Source organism: Bacillus sp. SRB_331 (assembly GCF_003264175.1).
GTDB lineage: Bacteria > Bacillota > Bacilli > Bacillales > Bacillaceae_G > Bacillus_A > Bacillus_A mycoides.
In genome coordinates this window covers 34,680-59,630 of the sequence record NZ_NADV01000021.1, presented here as the reverse complement: position 1 = coordinate 59,630, position 24,951 = coordinate 34,680, and the positions used below count along the sequence as shown (strand labels likewise).

Annotated in this window: 23 protein-coding genes, 2 pseudogenes and 2 other annotated features; of the genes and pseudogenes, 18 read left to right on the top strand and 7 right to left on the bottom strand. The window is 33.9% G+C overall.

The features are described 5' to 3' along the window. Window positions 1–124: 124 nt before the first annotated feature. From B5P42_RS14380 to thrS, 5 genes are all read left to right on the top strand, one after another. Window positions 125–382: a PhzF family phenazine biosynthesis protein gene (locus B5P42_RS14380; RefSeq protein ID WP_080448095.1), complete on the top strand. Its 258-nt coding sequence runs from the start codon at window positions 125–127 to the stop codon at window positions 380–382. Window positions 383–406: 24 nt separating this feature from the next. Next, window positions 407–1,036 carry a YdbC family protein gene (locus B5P42_RS14375; RefSeq protein ID WP_061674684.1) on the top strand — a complete coding sequence of 210 codons (630 nt, stop codon included), beginning with the start codon at window positions 407–409 and terminating at the stop codon, window positions 1,034–1,036. Window positions 1,037–1,135: 99 nt separating this feature from the next. Beyond that, window positions 1,136–1,501, top strand: coding sequence for a VOC family protein (locus B5P42_RS14370; protein WP_113734493.1), 366 nt, complete (start codon window positions 1,136–1,138; stop codon window positions 1,499–1,501). 444 nt (window positions 1,502–1,945) lie between these two features. Continuing rightward, entirely contained in the window at window positions 1,946–2,653 is a 708-nt protein-coding gene (locus tag B5P42_RS14360) for a pseudouridine synthase (RefSeq protein ID WP_113734492.1), read from the top strand. Window positions 2,654–2,774: 121 nt separating this feature from the next. Continuing rightward, window positions 2,775–2,998 (top strand) — a binding site (T-box leader). Window positions 2,999–3,035: 37 nt separating this feature from the next. Beyond that, window positions 3,036–3,258 (top strand) — a binding site (T-box leader). 44 nt (window positions 3,259–3,302) lie between these two features. Further along, complete coding sequence (gene thrS / locus B5P42_RS14355) at window positions 3,303–5,222, top strand: threonine--tRNA ligase (protein WP_113734491.1); 1,920 nt, start codon at window positions 3,303–3,305, stop codon at window positions 5,220–5,222. 165 nt (window positions 5,223–5,387) lie between these two features. Here the strand turns inward: thrS and B5P42_RS14350 are convergent, their stop codons facing one another. Continuing rightward, window positions 5,388–5,606, bottom strand: coding sequence for a helix-turn-helix domain-containing protein (locus B5P42_RS14350; RefSeq protein ID WP_002141696.1), 219 nt, complete (start codon window positions 5,604–5,606; stop codon window positions 5,388–5,390). Between the two features lie 10 nt (window positions 5,607–5,616). Continuing rightward, window positions 5,617–6,099 (bottom strand): DUF2975 domain-containing protein, encoded by a 483-nt coding sequence (locus tag B5P42_RS14345; protein ID WP_113734490.1) that lies wholly within the window; start codon window positions 6,097–6,099, stop codon window positions 5,617–5,619. 379 nt (window positions 6,100–6,478) lie between these two features. Here B5P42_RS14345 and B5P42_RS14340 point away from each other — a divergent pair, with 379 nt between their 5' ends. The 5 genes from B5P42_RS14340 (at window position 6,479) to B5P42_RS14320 (ending at window position 12,552) form a co-directional block, all read left to right on the top strand. Further along, window positions 6,479–7,255 (top strand): ABC transporter ATP-binding protein, encoded by a 777-nt coding sequence (locus B5P42_RS14340; protein ID WP_113734489.1) that lies wholly within the window; start codon window positions 6,479–6,481, stop codon window positions 7,253–7,255. 12 nt (window positions 7,256–7,267) lie between these two features. After that, window positions 7,268–9,151: an FtsX-like permease family protein gene (locus B5P42_RS14335; protein WP_113734488.1), complete on the top strand. Its 1,884-nt coding sequence runs from the start codon at window positions 7,268–7,270 to the stop codon at window positions 9,149–9,151. A gap of 272 nt (window positions 9,152–9,423) precedes the next feature. Beyond that, window positions 9,424–10,455: an alpha/beta fold hydrolase gene (locus tag B5P42_RS14330; RefSeq protein ID WP_113734487.1), complete on the top strand. Its 1,032-nt coding sequence runs from the start codon at window positions 9,424–9,426 to the stop codon at window positions 10,453–10,455. A gap of 224 nt (window positions 10,456–10,679) precedes the next feature. Further along, a complete protein-coding gene (locus B5P42_RS14325; protein WP_002185902.1) occupies window positions 10,680–11,546 on the top strand; it encodes an ABC transporter permease subunit in 867 nt (288 codons plus the stop codon). A 1-nt stretch (window position 11,547) separates the two neighbouring features. Next, a complete protein-coding gene (locus B5P42_RS14320; protein WP_113734486.1) occupies window positions 11,548–12,552 on the top strand; it encodes an ABC transporter permease in 1,005 nt (334 codons plus the stop codon). Between the two features lie 49 nt (window positions 12,553–12,601). On the opposite strand, the gene B5P42_RS14315 is transcribed toward B5P42_RS14320, so the two are convergent. Together B5P42_RS14315 and B5P42_RS14310 are read right to left on the bottom strand one after the other, a co-directional pair. Then, window positions 12,602–14,302, bottom strand: coding sequence for a pyruvate oxidase (locus tag B5P42_RS14315; RefSeq protein WP_113734485.1), 1,701 nt, complete (start codon window positions 14,300–14,302; stop codon window positions 12,602–12,604). A gap of 83 nt (window positions 14,303–14,385) precedes the next feature. Continuing rightward, window positions 14,386–15,123, bottom strand: coding sequence for a ZIP family metal transporter (locus B5P42_RS14310; protein WP_113734679.1), 738 nt, complete (start codon window positions 15,121–15,123; stop codon window positions 14,386–14,388). A 141-nt stretch (window positions 15,124–15,264) separates the two neighbouring features. Here B5P42_RS14310 and B5P42_RS14305 point away from each other — a divergent pair, with 141 nt between their 5' ends. Both B5P42_RS14305 and B5P42_RS32675 read left to right on the top strand, forming a co-directional pair. Continuing rightward, window positions 15,265–15,993, top strand: a complete 729-nt coding sequence (locus tag B5P42_RS14305; protein ID WP_113734484.1) for a class I SAM-dependent methyltransferase — start codon at window positions 15,265–15,267, stop codon at window positions 15,991–15,993. A 352-nt stretch (window positions 15,994–16,345) separates the two neighbouring features. After that, on the top strand, window positions 16,346–17,044 hold the full coding sequence (locus B5P42_RS32675) for a DUF7003 family protein (RefSeq protein ID WP_258397499.1): 699 nt from the start codon (window positions 16,346–16,348) through the stop codon (window positions 17,042–17,044). An 11-nt stretch (window positions 17,045–17,055) separates the two neighbouring features. Here B5P42_RS32675 and B5P42_RS33395 read toward each other — a convergent pair. Further along, window positions 17,056–17,157 (bottom strand): annotated as a pseudogene (locus tag B5P42_RS33395) (ArsR/SmtB family transcription factor); the annotation flags it as partial. 473 nt (window positions 17,158–17,630) lie between these two features. Between B5P42_RS33395 and B5P42_RS14285 the strand changes: the two are divergent. After that, the gene (locus B5P42_RS14285) at window positions 17,631–18,944 is read left to right on the top strand and encodes a hemolysin family protein (protein ID WP_113734483.1); all 1,314 of its coding nucleotides are present in this window, start codon (window positions 17,631–17,633) and stop codon (window positions 18,942–18,944) included. A gap of 389 nt (window positions 18,945–19,333) precedes the next feature. Then, entirely contained in the window at window positions 19,334–20,200 is an 867-nt protein-coding gene (locus B5P42_RS14280; protein ID WP_113734482.1) for an MBL fold metallo-hydrolase, read from the top strand. Between the two features lie 188 nt (window positions 20,201–20,388). Here B5P42_RS14280 and B5P42_RS14275 read toward each other — a convergent pair whose 3' ends face one another. Further along, window positions 20,389–21,330, bottom strand: a complete 942-nt coding sequence (locus tag B5P42_RS14275) for a nucleoside hydrolase (RefSeq protein ID WP_113734481.1) — start codon at window positions 21,328–21,330, stop codon at window positions 20,389–20,391. A 33-nt stretch (window positions 21,331–21,363) separates the two neighbouring features. Beyond that, on the bottom strand, window positions 21,364–21,966 hold the full coding sequence (locus tag B5P42_RS14270; protein WP_113734480.1) for a DUF2441 domain-containing protein: 603 nt from the start codon (window positions 21,964–21,966) through the stop codon (window positions 21,364–21,366). Between the two features lie 218 nt (window positions 21,967–22,184). Here B5P42_RS14270 and B5P42_RS14265 point away from each other — a divergent pair. The 4 genes and pseudogenes from B5P42_RS14265 to B5P42_RS14250 all read left to right on the top strand — a co-directional run bounded on the left by B5P42_RS14265 (window position 22,185) and on the right by B5P42_RS14250 (window position 24,630). Beyond that, a pseudogene (locus B5P42_RS14265) lies at window positions 22,185–22,670 on the top strand (DUF2798 domain-containing protein). 398 nt (window positions 22,671–23,068) lie between these two features. Next, a complete protein-coding gene (locus tag B5P42_RS14260; protein ID WP_113734479.1) occupies window positions 23,069–23,209 on the top strand; it encodes a proline iminopeptidase in 141 nt (46 codons plus the stop codon). 85 nt (window positions 23,210–23,294) lie between these two features. Then, the gene (locus B5P42_RS14255; protein WP_113734478.1) at window positions 23,295–23,822 is read left to right on the top strand and encodes a GNAT family N-acetyltransferase; all 528 of its coding nucleotides are present in this window, start codon (window positions 23,295–23,297) and stop codon (window positions 23,820–23,822) included. Window positions 23,823–24,126: 304 nt separating this feature from the next. Then, the gene (locus tag B5P42_RS14250; protein ID WP_044439691.1) at window positions 24,127–24,630 is read left to right on the top strand and encodes a GNAT family N-acetyltransferase; all 504 of its coding nucleotides are present in this window, start codon (window positions 24,127–24,129) and stop codon (window positions 24,628–24,630) included. The last annotated feature ends 321 nt before the right edge of the window (window positions 24,631–24,951 follow it).

Genomic DNA, 24,951 nt, shown 5'->3' with positions numbered 1-24,951 from the left:
ATTGAAGAATAGAAGAGAGGAGAGATATTGGGATTTTTACATTGTGGATGTATTATTGCAAGGCAAGTATTCAGGTAATCAACTTGTGTTATTTATGGAAAATTAGGAATTTTCTAGTTAGTAAATCAATGATCTTAATGTCCGTGATTTTGCAGATTATTATGGAATCACAGAGGATGTGGCAACAGGAAGCTCAAATGGATGTTTAGCGGCGTACCTTATAAAATATCGTTATCTTGGAACGGAAAAGATAAATATGCATGTTGGACAAGGGGATGAGATAAATCGCCATTCTCTAATACATATAGAAGCAGAGGTGATTGAGAGTAAAATTAATGTTTGCGTTGGTGGAAAAATAGAAAGTATTGCAAGTGGGAAATGAACCGTATCATAAGGGGGATTAGAAATGCTATTAAAAACAATATTTTGCAAGGTGGAAGAAGAGAAAAGGGAATTGTTTTCTGATGCGCAAGAAAAATGGCGTGATTTACAGTATTTAGACGGATTCTATGGACAATTTGGTGGGTGGAATGAAGGGGAAGCGTGTGTATATACTTTATGGGAAGATAGAAATGCATATCAATCATTCATGAATGATGCTCATGATACAATTTTTTTAAATAGTAATCAAGAAGGCACATATATTTCCTGTAATATTGAAATGTTTCAAACGTTGTATGATATAACAGAAACTCCTTTGAAAGACGTAACTGCACAAGGGTCATTTGTAAGAGTTGCAATTTGCGATGTGAAAGAAGGAAAAGAAAAGTATTTTTTACATACGCAAGAAACAATTTGGAATAAAGGAATGGAAAATGCAAAAGGAATGTTAGGTGGAGTTGTTGGGAAGTCTTTAAAGACTGAAAATCGTTACATAGTATTAACGTATTGGCAAGATGAAATAGCACACGAACTCTATATGAAAGAAATTTTCCCAGAGTTATATCAGTTAGCAAATGTAAATGAGTATGTTGAAAATATAAATGGGAAGAGAGTTATTCGGAAGGAAGAATGGTCTGTTGCCGCTTCTAAATAAAGTTAGAACTTATTAAAGTAGCTAGTTTCGAAAAATTCAATACAGAACATTAGTCCTTGTGCAATTACTTTGTACAAGAATAAGAGGGGAGATATTTAAATGAGTAGAGTTTTAAGATTTGAATTGCAAGTCCCAAACCCTGAAGAAGCTATTCAATTTTATACAAATAGTTTTCGATGGAAGTTTGAAAAAATGCCTGGGCCACATGACTATTGGTTCATAATTACAGGTGAGAGTGATAGACCTGGTATCGATGGTGGATTAATGAAATCACCTGATGGTGCTACTAGGACAACTAATTCGATTGAAGTACCTTCAGTTGATGAGTACATAAATAAAGTTATTGAAAATGGTGGACAAGTAGTTGTACCTAAAACTGCTATTCCTAATATGGGTTACTTTGCTTATTGTATAGATAATCAAGGGCTTCTTTTTGGAGTATGTGAAGAAAATAGTGAAGCGTAAAAAATTAGGGGAGTTCGAGATTATTTTGTTTGTTGAATGATGTTTTCTATCAAAGATTATAATTATTGAACACTTTTGTATAAAAACTAGTATTCGTTTAGTTGAAGAAGGATCCATTTTGATTATTTTCAAAAGGGTTCTTTTTTATTTTTCACATATTGTGAGTTATTTAGGCATGATTAATCAAACTTATATCGGTATATTATCTATGAAAAAAGTAAATAAATGATGTTATATTCAAGGGTTAATCTATTGACTGCTAAACAGTTTGAGGTGAAAAGGAAAAGAGGACCAATTATTTTCGTGTAAACATGTAATTAAGTGAAGACGTCATATACCCTTTCATGTTAATATATTTAAGTTATAATAGGAGGCTTACCCTTTTGTATTGTACGGTAGAAGCAGTGTGAGCTTGAAATTTTTTATGAAAAGGATGTGCCTAACTTGCGTATCAATAAATTTATTAGTGAAGCTGGAAAAGCGTCTCGACGTGGAGCAGATAAGTTAATTAACGAGAGAAAAGTAATTATTAACGGTAAGGTTGCAAAAATTGGTGACCAAGTAAATCCAGGTGATGACGTACGAGTAAATGGAGAGCAACTTCGTATTGCTCGAGACCATGTGTATATCGCTTTAAATAAACCAGTAGGTATTACATGTACAAGTGAAAAAGCAGTAAAAGGTAATATTATCGATTTAGTGAATCATCCTTTACGAATTAATCACATCGGACGTCTCGACAAAGACTCAGACGGTTTAATTTTGTTAACGAATGATGGCGATATCGTTAATGAGATTTTACGTGCTGAAAACAAACATGAGAAAGAATATATCGTTTCAGTAGATAAGCCGATTACACCGGAGTTTTTAGAAAAAATGGCAGCAGGTGTTAAAATTTTAGATACAAACACACTTCCTTGTGAAGTAACACAGTTATCAAAATATGAGTTCCAAATTATTTTAACACAGGGGCTAAATCGTCAAATTCGCCGTATGTGTGAAGCTTTGGGTTATCAAGTATACACGTTAAAACGTACGAGAATTATGAATATTGAGTTGAATAATTTACCAGTCGGACAGTGGAGAGATTTATCGAAAAAAGAGAAAAAACGCCTATTTTCAGACTTAAATTACGAACCACAAGATTGGTAAAAAAGAGAAGGGGAGACCAAAAAATGTTTTTGGTTTCTTTTTTTTGAATAAAAAATATATTTTTAACACTTGTAAAAATAAAATGAATAGGATATATTAAATAACAATAAATGTAATTGTTACAAAAGCAAAGAAAAGGACACGAGTTATTTTAAACGGTTATACAGAGAAGGAAGGAAAGCTGAGAACTTCCTAACGCAGTAAAATAACTTACCACCTTAGAGCTGCACTGGGGAAATCAAGTATCTAGTGCCGTGTAAGCGACGTTATCGCAAAAGAAGCCATTATGTTTTTTGTGATGGGAATCTGGGTGGAACCACGAATATAAGCATATTCGTCCCTATTTACTAGGGATGAATATGCTTTTTTATATTTTATTTCATAATAAGCGAAGAAAAGGACACGAGTTATTTTAAACGGTTATACAGAGAAGGAAGAAAAGCTGAGAACTTCCTAACGCAGTAAAATAACTTACCACCTTAGAGCTGCACTGGGGAAATCAAGTATCTAGTGCCGTGTAAACGACGTTACCGTAAAAGAAGCCATTGTATATTTGCGATGGGAATCTGGGTGGAACCACGGGTATAAGCACACTCGTCCCTATTTTAGGGATGAGTGTGCTTTTTATTATGAAATGGAGAGATGAAAAATGAAAGAACAGATGATTGAAATTAAATTTCCAGATGGTAGCGTTAAAGAATATGTAAAAGGAATTACTTTAGAAGAAATTGCTGGATCCATTAGCAGTAGTTTAAAAAAGAAAGCAGTCGCAGGGAAAGTAAATGATCAGTTATTTGATTTACGCCGAAATATTGAAGAAAATGCGGAAGTAGAAATCATTACTATAGATTCAAATGAAGGTGTAGAAATTGCAAGACATTCTGCGGCACATATTTTAGCGCAAGCTGTAAAGAGAATGCAAGGTAATGTAAACCTTGGTGTAGGGCCTGTTATTGAAAATGGGTTTTATTATGATATGGATCTACCTAGTAGTGTAAACGTGGAAGATTTACCAGAAATCGAAAAAGAAATGAAAAAGATTATAAATGAAGATGTAAAAATAGAACGAGTTGAGGTCTCACGAGAAGAGGCAAAAAAACTGTTTCAAGAAATGAATGATCACCTGAAATTAGAATTGTTAGAAGCAATTCCTAAGGGGGAAAGTGTAACACTATATAAACAAGGTGAATTTGTAGACTTATGTAGAGGGCCACATTTACCGTCAACAGGCTATTTGAAAGCCTTCCAATTAACTCACGTTTCTGGTGCATATTGGCGAGGTGATAGTAACAATCAAGTGCTTCAGCGTATATATGGTGTTGCGTTCTCTTCTCAAAAAGAATTAGAAGAGTATTTACATTTTGTTGAGGAGGCCGCAAAGAGAAATCATCGGAAATTAGGTAGTGAACTTGAATTGTTTATGTTTTCGGAAGAGGCTCCGGGAATGCCCTTTTACTTGCCAAAAGGACAGATTATTCGCAATGAATTAGAAGCATTTTTAAGAGAAATTCAAAATGAGTACAATTATCAAGAAGTGCGTACTCCATTTATGATGAATCAAGAATTATGGGAGAAGTCAGGACACTGGGGACATTACAAAGACAATATGTATTTCTCAGAAGTAGATCATAAAAGTTTTGCGTTAAAACCGATGAATTGCCCAGGCCATATGCTTATGTTTAAAAATAAATTACATTCCTATCGTGAATTACCGATTCGTATGTGTGAGTTCGGTCAAGTGCATCGACATGAATTTAGTGGCGCTTTAAACGGATTATTAAGAGTTCGTACTTTCTGCCAAGATGATGCTCATTTATTTGTAACACCAGAACAAATTGAAGATGAAATCAAATCAGTGTTGGCGCAAATTGACTATGTGTATAAAACTTTTGGTTTCGAGTATGAAGTAGAGCTTTCTACTCGTCCAGAAGATTCAATGGGTGATGATAAATTATGGGAGCAAGCAGAATTGGCATTAGAAAATGTATTACAGTCATTAAATTATAAATATAGATTAAATGAAGGTGACGGTGCATTTTACGGTCCGAAAATTGATTTCCATATTAAAGATGCTTTAAATAGAAGTCATCAGTGCGGAACAGTCCAACTTGATTTCCAAATGCCAGAAAAATTTGATTTAAATTATATAGATGAAAATAATGAAAAAAGAAGACCGGTTGTAATCCACCGCGCTGTATTAGGATCTTTAGATCGCTTTTTAGCGATATTAATTGAACACTTTGGAGGCGCGTTCCCAGCGTGGGTGGCACCGGTTCAAGTGAAAGTAATTCCAGTTTCAAATGCAGTGCATGAAAAATATGCAAATAGGATTGCAGATAAATTAGCACAAGCCGGAATTCGTGTCGAACGAGATATACGAGATGAAAAGTTAGGATATAAAATTAGAGAAGCGCAAATGCAAAAAGTTCCGTATGTTCTTGTTATTGGGGATAAGGAAATGGAAAGCGAAGCTGTAAATGTACGGAAATATGGTGAAGAGAAGTCAGAAGTTGTTGAACTAGATGCATTTGTGGAAAGTATGAAAGAGGAAATAAAAAATAGGAAATAGAGATTGATAATAAAACACACCATTAATATGTAATACTGAAGTTAAAGTAATTAAAGATATATTAAATAACAATAATAAACGCAGAGAAGGGATAGCTTAATTGCTATCCCTTCATTTTAATTTCACTATTTAATCCCATTGGTTGAAGAAAGTTGTTGTCTGTATTTATTGAGTGAATTCGTCGCTTTTGTACTCCAAAATATCACCTGGTTGACAATCTAAAGTCTTACATATCGCTTCTAATGTTGAAAAACGAACCGCTTTTGCTTTCCCATTTTTCAGAATGGAAAGATTCGCCATCGTAATCCCAACCCTCTCCGAAAGCTCCGTTACGCTCATTTTTCGTTTTGCTAACATCACATCAATATTAATAATAATTGCCATATTCTCCACCTCAGACCGTTAAATCATTTTCTGATTTTATATTAATAGCTTCTTGTAAAAGCCTTTGGAGAACAGCAGCAAAAACGGCGATCACCATAGAGGTGAAAATGATGGTCAATCCGATTGGTATGAAACTTGGAGGATCAATTTTTTTTGCCATGAGATAGTAGAGTGGCATACCTAGCAAGTACAAGGTACTGATCGTGATGGCGCAGTATTTTATATTCTTTAAAGCCTTTACCGATAATTCCGAGAACGCTTGGTTCTTATCAATATAGCTTAAAAGTTTAAAAGCTTGATACAGAGCAAAGTAAAAAGGTATCACTGCCGCGTACATATCGATTAAAACGAGAGATTTCATATAAGCAATATCTGGATACAATTCTCCAGCAAAATTCCCAATCTTAGGCACCAAAAATATGCACAATGCAAGAACTGGGAATCCTATAAAAGTAATAGCTAGCTTTAAAAAGAGTGTCGTAACTTGTTTCATAAAAAGCACCTCACTTATGTAATAACAACATGATTTTATCATGTTATTTATCGTTTCGCAATAAAAATGTATTGTTTTTTATTTCATTATTATTGTTATTGAAATATCTTTTGGATTTTGATAACAATAAAAAGCATTTCTCATTCCAAAGAAATGCTCTTATGAAGTGGTTTGTTTTTTTAACCTTACAAAAATGTAAGGTAAATGTAAGGGAAATCGAATGAAAGGATTTTAGAAAAGTGAGAATATTAAGCAGAGAAATCGTTTGTATTTCTTATGTATCTCAATCTGCATTTGGAAAATTTAAAAATTCTTAAGAATTTTTATGAGAAAAATATAAGAAATATATGGGGAATTTATACTATACAAAAGGGATGGAGTGAAAGAGATGTCAACAAATGTAGTTACTGTAGAAAGTGTAGAAAAAACGTATGGAAAAAGAAATGAGAATCAGTCAAAAGCATTAAGGGGTGTTTCATTAAGTATTAAAGAAGGAGAGTTTGTAGGGATTATGGGTCCATCTGGATCTGGTAAAACGACATTACTAAATGTGATCAGTACACTTGATCAAGCGACAGGTGGTAGTGTAACAATAGCTGGCACAAATATTACTTCTATGAAAGGGAATGCATTATCAGATTTTCGTTCTCAAAAATTAGGATTTATTTTTCAAGATTTTAATCTACTAGAAAATTTATCAATTTATGAAAATATCGCTTTACCACTTTCCTTGCAAGGCGTACCGTCAAGTGAGATTACTGGAAAAGTAAATGAAGTAGCAAAGAAATTAGGGATTACTGAAATTTTAACTAAATATCCGACTGCTGTTTCTGGTGGACAAAAACAAAGAACAGCGGCAGCACGAGCTTTAGTACATAATCCGGCAATCGTATTAGCAGATGAACCAACAGGAGCACTTGATAGTAAAAATGCAAAAAGTTTATTAGAAGCGATGCAAGATTTACATGAAAATCACAATGTAAGTATTTTGATGGTTACACACGATGCATTTAGTGCGAGCTATTGTGAGCGTATTTTATTTATTCAAGATGGTCTTCTTTATAAAGAGTTAAATCGTCAAGGAACACGAGAAAGTTTCTATCAAGACATTTTAGGTGTGCTTGCCCAAATGGGCTCAGCTACTGATTCGAAGTAAGGGGGCGAGACTATGTTATTCAAATTATCACGTCATAGTATGAAAAAAATGTTAAAGGATTATATGGTTTTACTTATTGGTCTAGTTATTAGTATTAGTATTTTTTACATGTTTCAAACGATGGCGATGAATAGTGAATTCACAAAGGACAATAGTCTTATAAGTAGTATTAGGCTCGTCTTCTGGGTTGGTGCAATATTACTTTCTTTTATTACAGTTTTTTACATCATATATGCCAATTCTTTTTTACTTACATTAAGAAGAAAAGAACTCGGTATGTACATGATGCTTGGAGCGAAAAAGAAAAAAGTAGCGCAATTATTATTTATTGAGACTTTTGGTATGGGTATTGTTAGTATTATTATCGGTATTTTAGTAGGAATAGTACTTGCTAGTGTAGCAGGGAATTTTTTAATGAATGGAATGGAAATTTCAGCAAAAGGTAATTACGCATCTGTGTACACACCAGCTATATTAGTTACATCTATTTTCTTCTTAATATTATTTTTCATTACTGGTTTAATGAATAGTTTCCGCTTATTACGTAAAACAGAATTAGAGTTAATACGTGAAGACGAAACGCAAGATGAGGTGAAGAAAAGTAAGACTCGCACAGTTATTATGACAGTACTAGGTGTATTGCTAGTAAGTACAGGATACTATTTTATGGTAAATATAAAAATGTTTGCTGAATTAGGGTTTATAATAGCGACAATTGTTACGACTTTAGGAACGTATTTCATTTTTAGCTCGTTACTCCCACTTTTTGTAATGAAAATTAAGGGGAATAAAAAACGAAATGAAACGGGATTAAATAGTTTTACTTATGCACAATTACGTTTTCGAGTAACTAGTTTATCGAGAGTACTAGGAACTGTAGCGATGTTAATTGCATTAGGTGCAGGTGCCATGACAGCAGGTATGGCGTTTCAAAAGAATGTAGGCATTATGACAGATTTCTCACGTGTATATGATGTCGTAATACATGATCCAAATGAAAAAGATGAAGCGGCATTAAAAGAAATGGAAGTTGTTGAAGAAAGCAAGTATAAGTATAAAGTAGATGGAGAAGCAGTTTATTACTTACGTAACGATTTAACTGCGAAACCGCCACTCATTTCTGATCATTTTGATACAAAAACTTTAAAAGAACCTGCTCGTAAACGTGTAGCTGAACCTTTAACTGAACCTGTCTATTCTGCTTTGGAAGCTCCCGAAGTAGCGAATAAGCTTCCTCGTATGCCAAAAGATTGGGAAGATGCGGTTGTAAGAGAAATACAAATTACACATAATCAATTTAACGGAAAACCTGTAAGAATTGCTGATGAAGAGCATTATAAAGGAATTCAAGGAACAGAACACACTGTGACATTAGCAAAAGTAGATGATATGAAAAAATATAAACCGTTATTGATCGAAATAGACAAGAGACAAAAAGAACAAATTGAAAAAACAACAGGTGCAAAAGTAGACTTATTTACGAAAATGACAACTTATCAGTTTATGAACAGTTTCATGAGTGGGACAATGTTTATGGGATTTTTCCTTGGAATTGCCTTTTTAGCAATGATGGCAAGTTCCCTTATGTTCAAAATATTAACGGGCGCTTCTCGTGATATACGCCGTTATGAAATGTTACGAAAAATCGGTGTGAGACGTAGTATGCTGACAAAAAGTATATATAAAGAAATCTCATATTTATTTATCTTTCCAGCAATTATTGGAATTTCCCACGTTTTAGTAGGGCTTAACTTATTCAGCTTCATATTAGTTGACCCGTTTGTAAAAGTGTGGATGCCAATAGGAATCTTCTTAGTAATTTATTTCATTTATTACTGGATTACAGTTCAATTGTATAAAGGTATGGTAATGCCGAAAGAGGAAGTAGCGAAATAGTTTGAGAAAAGAGTCCTTGTTTTGACAACAAGGACTCTTTTCTATATTTGTAATACATTGTGATCAAGTCTTTCTACGAATAATGTATTGAAAATTAAGAAAATATTAAGAGTTTATATAGCGGAAAGTTAAGAAGTATATGGGATATTAATAATGTAAAAAAGATTGAGATGAAATTGGAAAGTGCAATTGTTGTACATTCATATTTTTTTGAGGTAGTTTTACAGAACTAAATTGTTATTTTTACAAATTTATAAGAAAGGAAACGTCTTATGAAGAAGATAAAAAAATTAGTAAAACGTATTGCAGTCACTATTATACTATTAATAATTATGGCGTTAGTATTTCCTACATGGACCTCGCAAATAAAGGGGAAAAACAGTATAAGTACATTAGAGCAAGTAGAGATAAATGGAAGCGGTCATGAAATTATGATACGCGGAAAAGATAAGAAGAATCCAGTTATTCTCTTTATCCATGGTGGACCAGGTTCTTCAGAAATACCATATGCTCAAAAATATCAAGACTTATTGGAAGAGAAATTCACAGTTGTTAATTACGATCAAAGGGCAAGCGGGAAATCGTATCATTTCTTTGAAGACTATTCGAATCTATCATCAGACCTACTTGTAGAAGATTTATTAGCTATGACAGATTATATTTCAAAACGTCTTGGCAAAGAAAAAGTAATATTGGTTGGTCATTCTTACGGTACATATATTGGAATGCAAGCTGCCAATAAAGCCCCTGAAAAATATGATGCATATGTTGGAATAGGGCAGATGAGTGATACAGTAGAAAGTGAAATGGATAGCTTAAACTATGTTATTGAACAGGCAAAAAATGCGGGGAATACAGATGAGGTTTCCTATTTAAAAGGATTAACCGAAAAAATTAAAAATGGCGATACATACACTCCGCGAAATTATGTTGCGAAATATGGTGGAACATCAAGACTCATTGAAAATCCAGATGGTGATAACATGAGGATGCTATTTAGTAATGAATATAACTTGTTAGACGTAATTCGTTATAACGTTGGATTATCACATTCTCAAACTGTCTTATTAGAAAAGGATTTAAAGAATCCATTATCTACTAAAATAACTAAGCTGAATCTACCGCTTTATTTTCTTATGGGTAAATATGACTATAATACTTCATTTCATGCAGCAAAACAGTATTTTGATAGAATTGAGGCGAATCAAAAAGAATTTATAGCTTTTGAAAACTCAGCACATTACCCTCAATTTGAAGAGAAGGAAAAGTTTTATGAGTGGTTGTGTGATACATTCGTAAAATGAAATTAAATAAAAAAGCACTTATTTTAAAAATAAGTGCTTTTTTATAGTATATAATCGAGCGAGAAGGAAAATGTTGGATAATAGTCGAAAGATATAATACAACTTCAGAGAAATGACGAGAATCGATATGTTTTGTCGAGAGAGGAGTTATTTTATTAAAAGGTATAGGTACTATACATAGTTTTAATTTCTGAATATTCATTTAAACAGAAGGGGTAATAGTTATGTTCATTCGAATTGGTAAGTGGTGTGGGGTTACATGTTTACAATTATTTGCGGCGCTTATTTGTATTCTATTTTTAGGGGCACTACCGCGTTTATTTAAGGGATTACAAATTGATCTAATCGGTTTTTGGAACACAGTTGTGTTTCTTGGAGAGAAGTTACTTCAACCAGGTGAAATTACGTATGGATTTCGGAATTCAAGAAAGTTATTTCCACAAATATGGATTCATTATGTAGAGACAATGTTTGTATTTATTTCGGCATTTATACTATCTTTACTCATTGCGTATCTTATCGTTGTGTGGGTATTACAGCGCTCTCAATCAAAGCAACGTATGTGGAATGGGATTTTCGTCGCACTTGAAAGTATTCCGGACATTTTATTAATTTTATTATCTCAACTTCTAGTAGTAATAATCTTTCAAAAGACAGGTTTTATGCCAGTGAAATTTGCAGGACTTGGAGAGGAAAGGGCTCGCCTGTTACCAATAATATGCCTTACTTTACCTACAACATTATTATTTATTAAGTTACTACTATTACGTTTCAGAGAAGAATTAGAGAAAGATTATAGTATATTTGCTAAGAGTAAAGGGCTAAGTTTAAGACATATTTTGATGCACCATATTTCAAGAAATGTCTTGTTAACAACAGTCTATTACGCAAAAACGAATATTTTATTTATGTTATCAAACTTATATATTATTGAATGGCTGTTTAATACGTACGGTATGTTCGTTTTCGTGAAAGAAAATTCGAAATTAGAAATATTCACAGTGAGTTTAGTTTTATTATACGTACCGCTTTTTATACTATTTCGTTTATTACATACGCTTTTACAAAATGTTATAAAGGAGCGTGTGTAACATGTGGCAAGTTGTAAAAAGAGATGTGAGATTTTGGCTAGGTGTTACTTTTTTGAGTGTACTAATGATTGTTAGTATTGGAAATACGCTGTTTTTCGATGGGAATATTCGTGAACTAACGATGATGTATAACGAAAAAGGAGAATTAGAGGCTGCTCCGTTTTCACCGTCGAGTAAATTTTGGTTCGGAACTGATGAGAAAGGCCGTGACCTGTTCCAGTTAATAATAGAAGGAGCGAAATGGACAGTTGGTGCAAGTATCGTTATCGCAGTTTTACGTGTAGTAATTGGAGGAGCTATTGGTTTATTACTTGGTATGTACAGTAAACGCTCATTTCCAGTTATCTCATCTTTTTTTGATCCGTTTAGTATTGTACCAATGATTATGATTTCCTATTTTATGTTAAATGCAGTTTTAACGTTCGAAAGTGGAGAGGAGGCTGCTCCGTTTCATTTACGGGTTGCGTTTCAAATTATAGTTCTTGCGTGCCTTGCTGTACCGACTGTTATGTTGTATGTGGCGCAAGAAGTAAAACGTATTAAGAATGAAGAATTTATGTTGGCGGCCACTGTGCTCGGCGGAAGTAAGTGGCAGAGGTTGAAACGCCATGTATGGCCGCATATGTTACCATCATTTCTTTTATTAGTAGCCCAGCAATTTGTAAGTACTTTATTACTCCTCTTGCATCTTGGTTTGTTGGAATTATTTTTTGGCGGAACAATAATTTTTGGCGCTATAGATGCAGATAGTGTAACAAAGGAATGGACTGGCCTAATTGGTCAAAACTTCCGTCACTTAACTACTCATTCATGGATTGTACTTATACCAATCGCTTTCTATAGTATGACAATCTTGTCAGGGAATCTAATTAGCAATAGTATGCAAGATGCAATTAAACTAGGAAATGTTAGAAGAGCGAAACAGAAGAATGAAGAGGTGAAAGTAGAGAAACAAATACAGCCTACCGTGAATGATTTTTCATTTCATAGAGAGGTACAAAAATAAAGAAAGAAAGATAGCTGAAGACAAATTGTTTTCAGCTATCTTTTTTTCTTTAAAGTGGTGGTAAATCAATCTTACCTTCTTCAAATAATTCTTTTATCATATGTTTCGTATAACCGGCTGCTTGACCAAATGTGATTTTTGCTGGCATTGGTGCTTCATTTACATCTACAACTACATCAATAATGCATGGTTTACTTTGTTTTACTGCATTTTCAAAGGCGGGAAGTAAGTCATCTAACTGTTCTACACGGTATCCAATACCACCGCATGCCTCGGCATATTTTGCGAAATCAGGATTCGTTAAGTCTGTACCAAATTCAATATTTCCCATAACTTCTTGTTCAAATTTAATCATAGCAATTTTATTATTGTTTAATACAACAACAACGATTGGCAGTTTATATTTAACAGCTGTTACGAAATCATTCATTGTCATTCCAAATCCGCCGTCACCACAAACTGCAAACACTTGTTTATCCGGGAAAGCAATTTGTCCAGCAAGTGCACCAGGTAAACCACAGCCAAGTGTTGCAAGCCAACTAGAAATGATAAATTTCTGGTTTGTCATACGGAAGTGCCTTGCAGTCCATACTGTTACATTTCCGACATCGACTGAAAGAATTGCGTCATCTTCTGCTACTTTCTGCAGTGCATGCATAACTCGTTGTGGTTTAATTGGAGTAGAAGAATCTTCTTCTTGAGTATGTAATTTTTCTTCCCACTTTTTCATCATTTCTTGATGATGCTCTAAGAAGGAATGATCCTCGTGTTTTTCTACATTTTCAATTAACCATTTTAATGTTTTATCAGCATCACCAGCTAAGCCGATATCTGTCGTATAACGTTTCCCGATTTGTGCAGGGTCTGTATCAATATGAAGTGTTTTTGCTTTTTCGGGCAAGAAACCAGTGAACGGATAAGAAGTACCAACCATAATTAAAGTATCTGCATGCTTCATTGCTTCATATGAAGGTTTCGTCCCGATTAATCCTAATCCACCGATACAAAGAGGGTGTTCATCAGGAACAATCCCTTTAGCTGGTAATGTAAGTACGATTGGAGCACCGATATGTTCTGCAAATGCAAGTAAAGAATCTCTCGCATGTTTAGCTCCTTTTCCGGCTAAAATAACAGGTTTTTTCGCTTCATCAAGTGCGAGTTTCGCTACAGCTAAATCTTCTTCTTGCGGAAATATTTCTGGTAATGTAAAGGAAGAGTTTGTAATGCGCGCACCATTTTTCACTTCAAATTTTGGAACATCATCTGGAATTGTAAGAACAGAGACACCTTTTTTTGTATATGCCATTCGAATCGCTTGATTCACTACAGCAGGTAACTGTTCAGCTGACATTATTCGTTGGTTATAAACCGCAACGTCATCAAACATTCTTTCTAAGTTTACTTCTTGGAAAAAATCCGTTCCGAGTAAATCGCTTTCTACTTGTCCTGAAATTGCTAGTACAGGAGCTTGATCGAGTTTTGCATCGTATAAACCATTTAATAAATGAATCGCTCCAGGTCCTGCAATAGCCATACAAACACCAAGTTTTCCTGTTAATTTCGCATATGCTGCCGCTGCTAATGCGCCAGCTTCTTCATGGCGAACTTGAATAAATTTAATTTTATCTTGTTTTTTCCTTAAAGCTTCAATTATAGAATTGATGGAATCTCCAGGCATACCATATATGTGTTCTACACCCCAGTCAATTAAAAGATCCACTAATGCTTCACCGGCTGTTTTCCCAAACATAATCGTTCCTCCTTATTAATAGGTAGATACTATTATGTTTTGGAGAAAAAGGAAAAATATACAAAGGATATAACTTATTTATTTTAATGATGGCCAGTGAAAAGAGTGAAGACTATTATTAGTAAAAACCCACTAATAGACCACGATAGAAACGGAAGGAAAGGTAGCTGTTTTTTTGCTTTCCAAAGCATTTCGTGAATTGTGACATAGCCAAGAGAACCAATTGCGCTTCCCATAATAAGTCCTTGTAAATGGAGCGCTTTCCCGTCCATCATAATGCCAAAAACAGTACCGGTACCTAGGATAAGAGAAAGTAATAAAGTTGTTAATAAAAATGAAATATATTTATGTTTTGTAAAAAGAAATGGAATAATTAAAGCTAACCCTTCTGGAATATGGTGAATGACAATCGCAAGTAAGAAAGGAATGGCAGAGTCATTATGATTTATAAACGCTGTTCCTAACGCAAATCCACTCGGCATATTATGAATGAATATAGCGAAAGAAAGAAAAAGGAAGGTTTGCCATGCTTGTTGATCTTTCTTATGTATAATCGGATGATGACAATAGTTATCTAATAAACTCATAACTAAAATACCGATAGCTATACCGAGCATAGGCCCAATTATTTCATAGCTTGAAAATGTTTCAGGAATAATTTCAAGTGATAAAAGCCCAAGCAAAATCCCACCACATAATGCGTATAAGCGATGCATCTTTTCTTCAATTAGTTGGCGTGTTGCTACTCCAACAGCACCTCCTAATAGTAATCCACCGAACGAAAAAAACGTAACGATTATAGGAATCCATAAACGTTCCATATCATCACACTCCAATTCTATCCCCTTGTTTTCAGCTTACTAATGGGGGAGGGAGATTAGTCCAAATTATTATGACTAATTATAGAGAAAAAACTGTAAATTCATTATAAATTATATATTAAAATGAAATGGGGAATGTAAGTGCAAACAAAATGGAACTTATCTGAATATGAAAATCCAAAACGATATGATATAGAAAATAAAAGTTTTTCAGATTTTCCGTTTTTACTATCATGGGCGCAAAAATTAAATATACAAAATGAATGGATTTTAGATATTGCATGTGGAACAGGGAGAGTCACTATTCCTTTTATCGAAAAAGGGTATCAAATGATTAGTATAGATATACATGAAGGAATGCTTGCTGAAGCGAAGAGTAAATCTGCGAGTTTAAAGAATATAAAGTGGTTACAGCAAGACTGCTTGCAATTGAGCATCGAAGAAACAATTCCGTTAGCATTTATGGTAGGACATGGATTCCAACATTTTCTTACTAATACACATCAAAATCAATTATTAGCATCGATTCATAATGTAATAACTGATAATGGTATATTCATATTTGATACACGTTTTCCGTCAAAGGAAGAATTAATACAACCACCTACAGAAGAATATTGGACAACTATTACAGATGAAAAGGGAAGAAGATGTGATTTATATACTGAGATGAATTATGATTCAATTCAACAAATACAGCACTACATAACAACAAGAAGGTTTTATGAGGAGGATACGCTAGTAGAGGAACTGAAAACAACAATAGATCTTCGGTATACGTATCCGCAAGAATTAGAAAGATTACTTGTAGCGAATGGGTTTGAATTGTTACATATATACAATGATTGGGAGGGGAATGAGTTGCAGTAGGATTGTTATATAGTAAGTTATTAGAAAAAATGATCAAACTGTATTTCACATTAACAATAGACTATGTGTCTTTGTTTTAATTGTAAGGAAGAATAAGAGGAGCTGCAGTGGAGTGTTATGGTGGGGATTGTGAAAATACAATTATAAAGAAAATGAAGGATAAGGTCATAATCAAATGTTGTTTACTGAGCCATTAGAGTTTTATATAATATACAAATAAATAAAACTGGATGGTTGCCAGTTTAGAGAGACATAAAAAAATGTCCTGGTATTTAGATAATGTTTATGAGTTAAATAAAGAAAAACGAATGTAATAAAAATTTACTATACTAACTTTATGGAGAGTAATGTTATGAAAGCAGAAAAAACACTTGAAACACTAGATAGGTACGCGGAGGAGTTTGATTTTCCAGTACTTGATAACTATAATTTTGACTTAGCACAATCCAGAATATCTGTTTTTCGAGAGGAAGACAAGTGGCTCATTGTATTTGAGGTTGTGGGCGTTGATGCAAACCTTGAGATATCGAATAACTTCTATGTGTATAGTAATAGCATGAGACAGCAAGGATTCTTTTCATGTTTCGATGAAATCTTAACGCTTGTAAATGAAGAATATTGGTACGATGATGAAGATCATTTCCTTGTAGATCCTTTTCATATGGAGTTACTTTTGAAAGGAGAACGTATCACTTTAACACCAACTGTAGAAGAGTATAAGCGTTTAGGAATTGAAACTGATTCATTTCATCCTACCAAACTTATTCGTTTTTTAACTTCTAAATATAAGGAGAAATTCTGGGTAAATCCCTCGGACATATTAGATGAAACCAATGCAGAATTTAAACCAAATCTATTTTATCAAACAGAAGAAAGGGAACATCCTGATATAAGTGATGATCAAAAACCGAGTGTGAGCATATTCTTTCAAAGTTTAGCCAAAGCGATTGAATTAAATAATGTGAATTTGATAACTGTAGGGAAAGTAAATAATGATTGGACCAAGTGGACATGGAGTGATTTTGAAAAACAAGAAGAGGATGACATTTAAATAAGAAACTGTTTTTCCCCACCTATGATACATTGAAGCATTTGTAACATTATTTTATCGGCAAAGCCATGTATGAACTTCGCTTTCACATCTAAATCATTTGAGTTGAACAATCGTATTAGTTATTACTAATATGTGTGTCAAAATATTTTAAAAAAAGATTGATAAATGTTTCTTCGCTTTATTTTTAATGTGAGAAGGAATGTAAATAATGAACAAAAAAATAATATAGTTAGTGGAAGCGAAGGAAATGTTATAGTGTTTGATGCACACATTAAGAGGTTTTATGTAACAGGAAAGAGAAGCTTTTTGTTTGAATTTCAGGGTATACAAAATGTAAACGTTGACTGGGATTTATTTCTCATGCTAACATATAGATAATTTAATCAAGGCGGTGGAAATGTATTGGACTCAGATGTTGACTCGGATAGGTGGCTAAATGACCTCGATTTTCTCAGAGTACCCCTCATCATTTTGAGAATGTAGATTTTATACAATCTCATGTCAATGTGTATGAAGTAGGTCTGGAAAGAGAAAATATATCAGGAGGTGAATCCTTTAGTTTCAAGGAAGCTAAGGGAATTAGTTGGACATATTTAATTTAATCATGGTAGTGGTTTTAATCGCATGTACTGCATTTTTCGTAGCAATTGAGTTTGCTATTGTAAAAGTAAGAGGATCAAAGATTGATCAATTTGTATTAGAAGGAAAGAAAGGTGCGCTGGCAGCTAAGAAAGTGACATCAAACTTGGATGAGTATTTGTCAGCTTGTCAATTAGGGATTACAGTTACAGCAATGGGACTCGGGGCACTAGGTGAACCAACGATTGAGAGACTTTTACATCCTTTATTTGATAAGTGGAACATCAATCCTTCCATTGCAGGTGTATTATCTTTAGGAATTGCTTTTACTATTATGACGTACTTACATGTTGTAGTTGGTGAATTAGCACCAAAAACATTCGCGATTCAAAAGGCTGAGAAGGTTACTTTATTACTTTCGGCTCCGCTTATCTGGTTCTACAAAATCATGTATCCGTTTATTCGCTTGTTAAATGGCTCTGCAAGGATGATAACAGGAATGTTCGGCTTAAAACCTGCATCAGAGCATGATGTAGCACATACAGAAGAAGAATTACGATTGATTCTTTCTGAAAGTTATGAACGTGGAGAAATTAATCAAGCTGAATACAAATATGTAAATAATATTTTTGAATTTGATAATCGTATTGCGAAAGAAATCATGGTCCCTCGTACAGAAATTATAGGGCTACATGTAGATAATTCTTTAGCAGACCATATGAAAATAATCCGTGATGAAAAGTATACACGTTACCCAGTATTTGGGGAAGATAAAGATGAAATCATTGGCATGGTGAATGTGAAAGACTTCTTTATTCGTTATATGAATAAGGAAACAAAAGAATTCAGTTCTATTCAATCGTATACGCGTCCAGTAATTGAAGTAATTGAGACCATACCAATACATAATCTTTTACTACAAATGCAAAAGAAACGTATTCCGTTGGCTGTGTTATATGATGAATACGGCGGTACGGCTGGTATTGTAACCATTGAGGATATTCTGGAAGAGATTGTAGGAGAAATCCGTGATGAATATGATGAAGATGAGCGTCCGCCCATCCAGCAAATGAATGAAGGTCATGTTGTCGTAGAAGGTAAAGTATTAATTAGCGAATTAAATGATTTACTAGGATTACATATGAATGATAGTGATGTTGACACGATTGGTGGTTGGATTCTGATGCAGAATTATGATATCCAGGAAGGGCAAACAGTAAATAGCGAAGGATATGCATTTAAAATTCTTTCTAAAGACCCTCACCAAATCAAGCGTGTTGAAATACAAAAAGAAATGTTAGAAGCAGCAACTGTATAGTTGCTGCTTTTTATTCAGCTGATAACATGGTAGCCCTCCTCATTAAATTCATTGATTGATCAACTTTTTATCTGTTCACACATTACCGAAATAGGGCAGGATTGATTCCTTTGCATTCATGGTTCAACACTCCTTCGATATTGTAAAATGTATCTCATTTATACAAATTGTAATATAATTTAAATGTAAATTCGTAGCGTAAAATAGATTAAAAGTAACAAATGTTGAGAAAGGATTCCCTTGTCAAAATTAGTATTTGTATTTCACTAGATAATAAAAAATGTAGAATGATTTTTTCTGACATTGTTATTTATTAGTAATCAAAATACAAAATAAAGAATTTTCTCGGCTGGAAATTGTTACACACTCATAAAATGGAGGCAATAGTTATGCAGCAAATTAAAAAAATAGGAAACGCATTTTGGTACATGACACCTGTTTCCGAGACTGACAGACCTATCTTAGGAATGGTAGTTGGAAAAGAAAAGACTTTGATGATAGATGCAGGTAATTCAGAAGCACATACACAATTGTTTTTAGAAATGCTAAAAGAGCAAAATATCTCAAATCCTGATTTTGTAGCATTAACGCATTGGCACTGGGATCATATTTTTGGATTGCCTGTATTACAAAACGCATTGTCTATCGCACATTTTGAAACAAAAAAAGAGATGAACACACTTGTTTCTTATAAGTGGTCGGATGAGGCATTGGACGCACGAGTGAAAGAAGGTACAGAAATTGAATTTTGTGCGGACTGTATAAAAAAAGAGTTCAGTGAAAAACCAAGAAATATTCAAATTCTTCCGCCGGCCTTAACCTTTCAGAATCAACTTGAATTAGACCTTGGTGAAGTGACATGTGTGTTAAAACATGTGGGCGGAGATCATTCACATGACTCTGTTGTTATTTATATTAAAGAAGAAAAGATTTTGTTTTTAGGAGACTGTATATATGCAGATATTTTTTCTGCAAAGCGGAACTATACGACGAAACGAACGTTTAAACTGATACAAGAGTTAGAGAAATTTGATGCCGAGACCTATATTCTTTCCCATGGGACAGCTATAAATCGGGATGAGTTTTTACAAGAAATTCATTTGCTAAAAACAGTAGGAACTTATACGGAAACTCATAAAGGCGATGAAGAGAATATAAAGGCATCGTATAAACGAGACATAGATAGAGAATTAAATGAAGATGAATTAGAAACAATAACGTTTTTTGTAAATGGTTATGAAATGAATAATCTGTAAAATACAACTCTAATCAAATTAACGCTTATTTTGATCAAATATAATATAATTGCACAAAAAGAGTATTGAAAGTTAATTCAATACTCCTTTTAATAAGTAAATATTAAGTCGCAACCAATTTGAATTTTTTTTGCAGGCTCATCATCTGAAGTTATACGACTTTATTTATTTTTCGTATAGATAGAATTTCAAGTAGAAGCTTTCTTTGCTAATTCAGTTATATAGTTGAAAAATACATCACGTTTTACATCATAAACGACATTTACAGGTCGCCCATCATCAGTTGCCACTGTACGTCCTTGACTAGGTCCGTATGTATGAACAATACTTTTAATCGCTTGTACCTTTGCAAGATCAGCTTTCCCAACAAACGCAGCAGTTAATACATCCCACAAATAGTAGGTAGAGTTAGTTGAAAAATAAACGAGAGGGGGGACCATTGCATAACATTGACCAAGGAAATCGACACCAATATATTTACGGTCTTTTGCCCAGCGTTCACGTACGTCCAAAGTTAGCGGAACTTGGTTTGTACTTTCTAGTGTTACTAAATCAATTTTTATATTAGTGTCCCATACATGAGCGACTGCTTCGGGATCCCAAAACGAATTCCACTCGGCTGTTCCATCATGCCCAGGTTCATGTACGTTGCCCGCAGTACGAAATGTACCGCCCATCCAAACGAGGCTTTCAATTTTTTCTTTGATTACAGGCGCTTCATATAGTGCACGGGCAAGATCGGTAAGAGGACCTGTAAATAATAAAGTTGTTTTCTCCTCAGTTTGTAGAAGAGTTTCTATTAAATGGTGATGCGCATGTTTGGCCGCTACGGGTGTTACAACTTTCCCAGACTCATTTAAAATTGGTAAAGCATCTACATAAAATGCATGCATCCGCCAGTCTTTTGGAAATGGATTTTTCCCACGAGAGTTGGACGCTGCTACTTCAATATTACCTTTTCCAAAGCGATCGATAATTTTACGACTTGCAGATATCGCTGGTTCTAAATAGCAATCTGCTGGAATAACAGAGACTCCAGTCAGTTCCACATTGTCCATCTGCAGTAGTAAAAATAGTGATATTAAATCATCTACACCACCATCATGATTGAAGTACACTTTTTTCATCATTTTAATCTCCATTCTTTAATATTTAACCAGGAATTAAATTTTAATTGATGAAAAATCATCAATAATTTCCACCACTTCAATTCTCCCATTAATCAGTAACTCAGGAAGTTCATTTCTAACGTTTCCTTTCCAATACTCTCTAGCTTGTTCCATTTTTTGAGCGAAAGGAATACCATCTTCTTTCGGTAAAATATTTCCGTCACCTTCAAAAGAACTACCGATCACTCGTAGTTTAACAATCTGTAAAACATCTCGATTATAAGAATCAAATAAAGCTTTCCATTTCAAAGCATCTTCATAGCTTTTGGCAGCATATAAGCAAGACAACCTTGACGGGTATTCAGGAAATTCTTGCAGCCTAACCATTTCCACAATCGTTTCTCTAACTGCTCTAATTGTTTGATCTATATAATTCAGAACTACTTTAGCATTTTCATTATTTATATGTAATTCTTCATTGATATAATGCCTTTTTAAAATTTGAATGGAGTCTTCATCATTAGAATTTAATTGTTCTCTTTCAAAAAAGAAGTGATAGAGGGTATTAGTTTGATTTTTGTCAAAGTGAATGATTTGTCCAATACTCATTATTTTCCTTGTAACGATGTGATATGCGTAAAATTCTGCGTTATTCATGGTTATCCTCCTAGTAGTAATTATCATATAATTCAATATTAAATGTAATAATTCAACATCAAAATATATAAAAACTTTGTAAGTAAAAAGTTATAAAGTGGGAGGATTGGAGTGAAGAGTGGAAGAAATGCACGTAAACGCTTTAAAAATGTTCACTTACGAAGGAGTTTCCAATATCGATATAATGACAAAGACTCAAAGAGAAGGGATGATGAAAATTGCCAACAACAAGAAAGGAAAACCTCCAATTTGGTATGATGATGTGCCTCGGGATGGTTATCGTTATGACGTTTTACAATTTATTAATGAATGGAGCAGGAGGGCTAATTCATATTAAGGAGATCGCATTAGAACTAATAATTGGATTTATTATTGCGCTATTAATTGAAATATGTATCGTTGGACCGTGAGCGAAAAAGATTGTATTTGCATTACCATTTGATAAATCAAAAAAAGTAAACATGATTATTGCGATGGCAACAACAATGGTAATCGGAATGGTATTCTTTATGTCATTTTACGGAATGGCTATGATGTATTTACATAATGGGTTACATGGTGACTCATTCGCTTCAATTTATTTCTCGATTTTCATTAAAAATTTCATTATGGCGTACCCACTTCAATTAATAATAATGGGACCTCTTGTACGTTTCTTATTTGGAAAGTTTGTTTTGAAGAATAAAGCTGTTAATGTAGCGTAGTTAAAAATGTTTTATTTGATTATAAAAATTAAACAATAACATGAATTCAATGTATCGAAAGAATTTGAAATGCATGTTAACAAATGTATTATTGAAGTTATGTGAAAGTGATTTAGTTAGGATAATAAATCTCTTAGTGTATGTTGTTAAAAAGCTGTACCTTTTTTGTATAAGGGTACAGCTTTTGTTGTAATATTTGTTTGGAATTTATATGGGGAAATGTAGCGATTATTCACCTGGAAAAAAATTAATATCAATTTAAAGGAGAGAGTTAAGTATGTAAAGAAAAAATATAAGTGAATGTGATCTCGATTTGTGGTGGAATAAAATACATTTAGTAGTTAGTTAAAAATGAAAGTCTAATAGTAAGGGTATTATACATAAGGGAGAGACGCAAAGTGATTAATTATATGTTAAAAGATGGTGAACGATATTTAGAAATATCTGATATTGTTATATTTGAAAATAGTGCACATTTTCCAGATATCGAAGAAACAGATAATGTATGTGAAACGATTATAGGTTTTTTAGGAATATAGTATAAAAACACGGATAGGATTAATTGTTTGAATATTGAATTATATAATAAATGAATTGTTTATTTATAATTGGGGAGGATGCAATATGATTGAATATAGAAAAGCAAGAGTGGAAGATATACAAGGGATTATTAAAGTGTGTTCAGACGGTTATAGAAATACATATCCAGGTTTGTTGCCCCAGCAATACATAGAAAGTACGATTAAGGAATTTTACAATGAAGACAGGGTGAGAAATGAAATATTAAATATTAGCCAAGAGTGGAATGGTTGGTTTGTTGCAAGTGATAATGGAGAAATACTCGGTGCTGGTGGAGGTGGTTTCACTGACAAAGAGACAGCAGAGTTATTTGTAATATATTTAAATCCAAATAGAAAAAGAGAAGGCATTGGTACAGAATTACTTTCTATAATTGCAAATGATCAAATTGAACGAGGTGCAAAAGAACAATGGGTTTCAGTTGCAAAAGATAATGATATGGGAATTCCATTTTATAAAGCAGTTGGATTTAAATACCAAGATGAAAGACCAGCTTATGGGCTACCTGTAGGCGAAGGTTTCACATCTATTCGATACAAACGTGAGTTAGCAAATAGCTTAGTTGAAAGATAAGTAAAAAAGACCTCGTCCGAATTAAATTTAGTTTATAGTTGTTGAAATCAATAAAAGTAAAGGCAAGGACCTATTTGATATGTATAATATGTTTTTGCCTTTATATTATAGTTAGTTTTGAAAAAAGTTTGATGAAAAGGTCTATTTTGTAGGGTAATTACCTATGCATAAAATAACACTAATTTTTGTACACTGTTGCTATAAATTCTCGTGAGAGTTAGAAAATAGCCGGGTTTCCAACCTGATGTGGTGATGAAGTGCGAAGCTATTATGAGTGCAGTGATATAACTAGGAGGTTTCCACTATGACAGCTTTATTTAAAGCTATGGAGTTCCAGCTGAAAACTGAACGACTTGATCTGAGTATGTGGGAGGAATCCGATTCAGTCTGGATGAGAAAATTAATTGGCGAACGTGGTGTGGATATGCCAACCCTTGACGCCGTTCGTAGCAAGCTTATCGAGATGCGTAAGAGAGCAGGCGAAAATGGCATTTCCCTTCTCACTATTCGCCGACGAGACGAAGGTGATTTCATCGGATACTGTGGCTTGATTATCGGTCGTTCCACACTGGAAGAGCCGGAGATCGCATACGAGTTGTTCCGCAGTGCTCATGGCAAAGGCTATGCGACTGAGGCAGCATCTGTTGTGCTGGACGCTGCGATTGCTACGGGGCGCCACAGACTTTGGTCGACTGTAGGCGCTTGGAATGTTGCGTCCTTCCGGGTGTTAGAAAAGATAGGATTTAAGAGGCATCACAGTACGTGGGACGAGCGCGGTGAGATTGTTTGGAACGTACGCGACCTTTAGAAATCCCGGACCTAACTCGAAACTATTGAAAAGGAGAAGAGGTCATTAGTTTGGGCAAGAATCCAGATAAAGATAAAATAACTGATTTATAATTCAAATAGTGACAAACTATAACTGAAGCATGTCCTCGAAAGCGGAGTGTTGCCTTCGCACCGAGGCTATGCCCTCCCCCAAAAACCAATCGAACGTTTCAAGTTATATATCTTTATTATACTGATTAAACTAAATATTTATTGTTTACTTATTTCATTCATTATGTAAATAAAAAAGGATAATTAGCCCTCATAATGGACTAACTATCCTATAGATTATTATATGAAT

Excerpts from the sequence above, each read along its gene's own strand:
- B5P42_RS14375 (WP_061674684.1), top strand. The coding sequence starts at position 407 with ATGCTATTAAAAACAATATTTTGCAAGGTGGAAGAAGAGAAAAGGGAA.
- B5P42_RS14370 (WP_113734493.1), top strand. The coding sequence starts at position 1,136 with ATGAGTAGAGTTTTAAGATTTGAATTGCAAGTCCCAAACCCTGAAGAA.
- thrS (WP_113734491.1), top strand. The coding sequence starts at position 3,303 with ATGAAAGAACAGATGATTGAAATTAAATTTCCAGATGGTAGCGTTAAA.
- B5P42_RS14350 (WP_002141696.1), bottom strand. The coding sequence starts at position 5,606 with ATGGCAATTATTATTAATATTGATGTGATGTTAGCAAAACGAAAAATG.
- B5P42_RS14345 (WP_113734490.1), bottom strand. The coding sequence starts at position 6,099 with ATGAAACAAGTTACGACACTCTTTTTAAAGCTAGCTATTACTTTTATA.
- B5P42_RS14335 (WP_113734488.1), top strand. The coding sequence starts at position 7,268 with ATGTTATTCAAATTATCACGTCATAGTATGAAAAAAATGTTAAAGGAT.
- B5P42_RS14330 (WP_113734487.1), top strand. The coding sequence starts at position 9,424 with ATGAAGAAGATAAAAAAATTAGTAAAACGTATTGCAGTCACTATTATA.
- B5P42_RS14325 (WP_002185902.1), top strand. The coding sequence starts at position 10,680 with ATGTTCATTCGAATTGGTAAGTGGTGTGGGGTTACATGTTTACAATTA.
- B5P42_RS14320 (WP_113734486.1), top strand. The coding sequence starts at position 11,548 with ATGTGGCAAGTTGTAAAAAGAGATGTGAGATTTTGGCTAGGTGTTACT.
- B5P42_RS14315 (WP_113734485.1), bottom strand. The coding sequence starts at position 14,302 with ATGTTTGGGAAAACAGCCGGTGAAGCATTAGTGGATCTTTTAATTGAC.
- B5P42_RS14310 (WP_113734679.1), bottom strand. The coding sequence starts at position 15,123 with ATGGAACGTTTATGGATTCCTATAATCGTTACGTTTTTTTCGTTCGGT.
- B5P42_RS32675 (WP_258397499.1), top strand. The coding sequence starts at position 16,346 with ATGAAAGCAGAAAAAACACTTGAAACACTAGATAGGTACGCGGAGGAG.
- B5P42_RS14280 (WP_113734482.1), top strand. The coding sequence starts at position 19,334 with ATGCAGCAAATTAAAAAAATAGGAAACGCATTTTGGTACATGACACCT.
- B5P42_RS14275 (WP_113734481.1), bottom strand. The coding sequence starts at position 21,330 with ATGATGAAAAAAGTGTACTTCAATCATGATGGTGGTGTAGATGATTTA.
- B5P42_RS14270 (WP_113734480.1), bottom strand. The coding sequence starts at position 21,966 with ATGAATAACGCAGAATTTTACGCATATCACATCGTTACAAGGAAAATA.
- B5P42_RS14255 (WP_113734478.1), top strand. The coding sequence starts at position 23,295 with ATGATTGAATATAGAAAAGCAAGAGTGGAAGATATACAAGGGATTATT.
- B5P42_RS14250 (WP_044439691.1), top strand. The coding sequence starts at position 24,127 with ATGACAGCTTTATTTAAAGCTATGGAGTTCCAGCTGAAAACTGAACGA.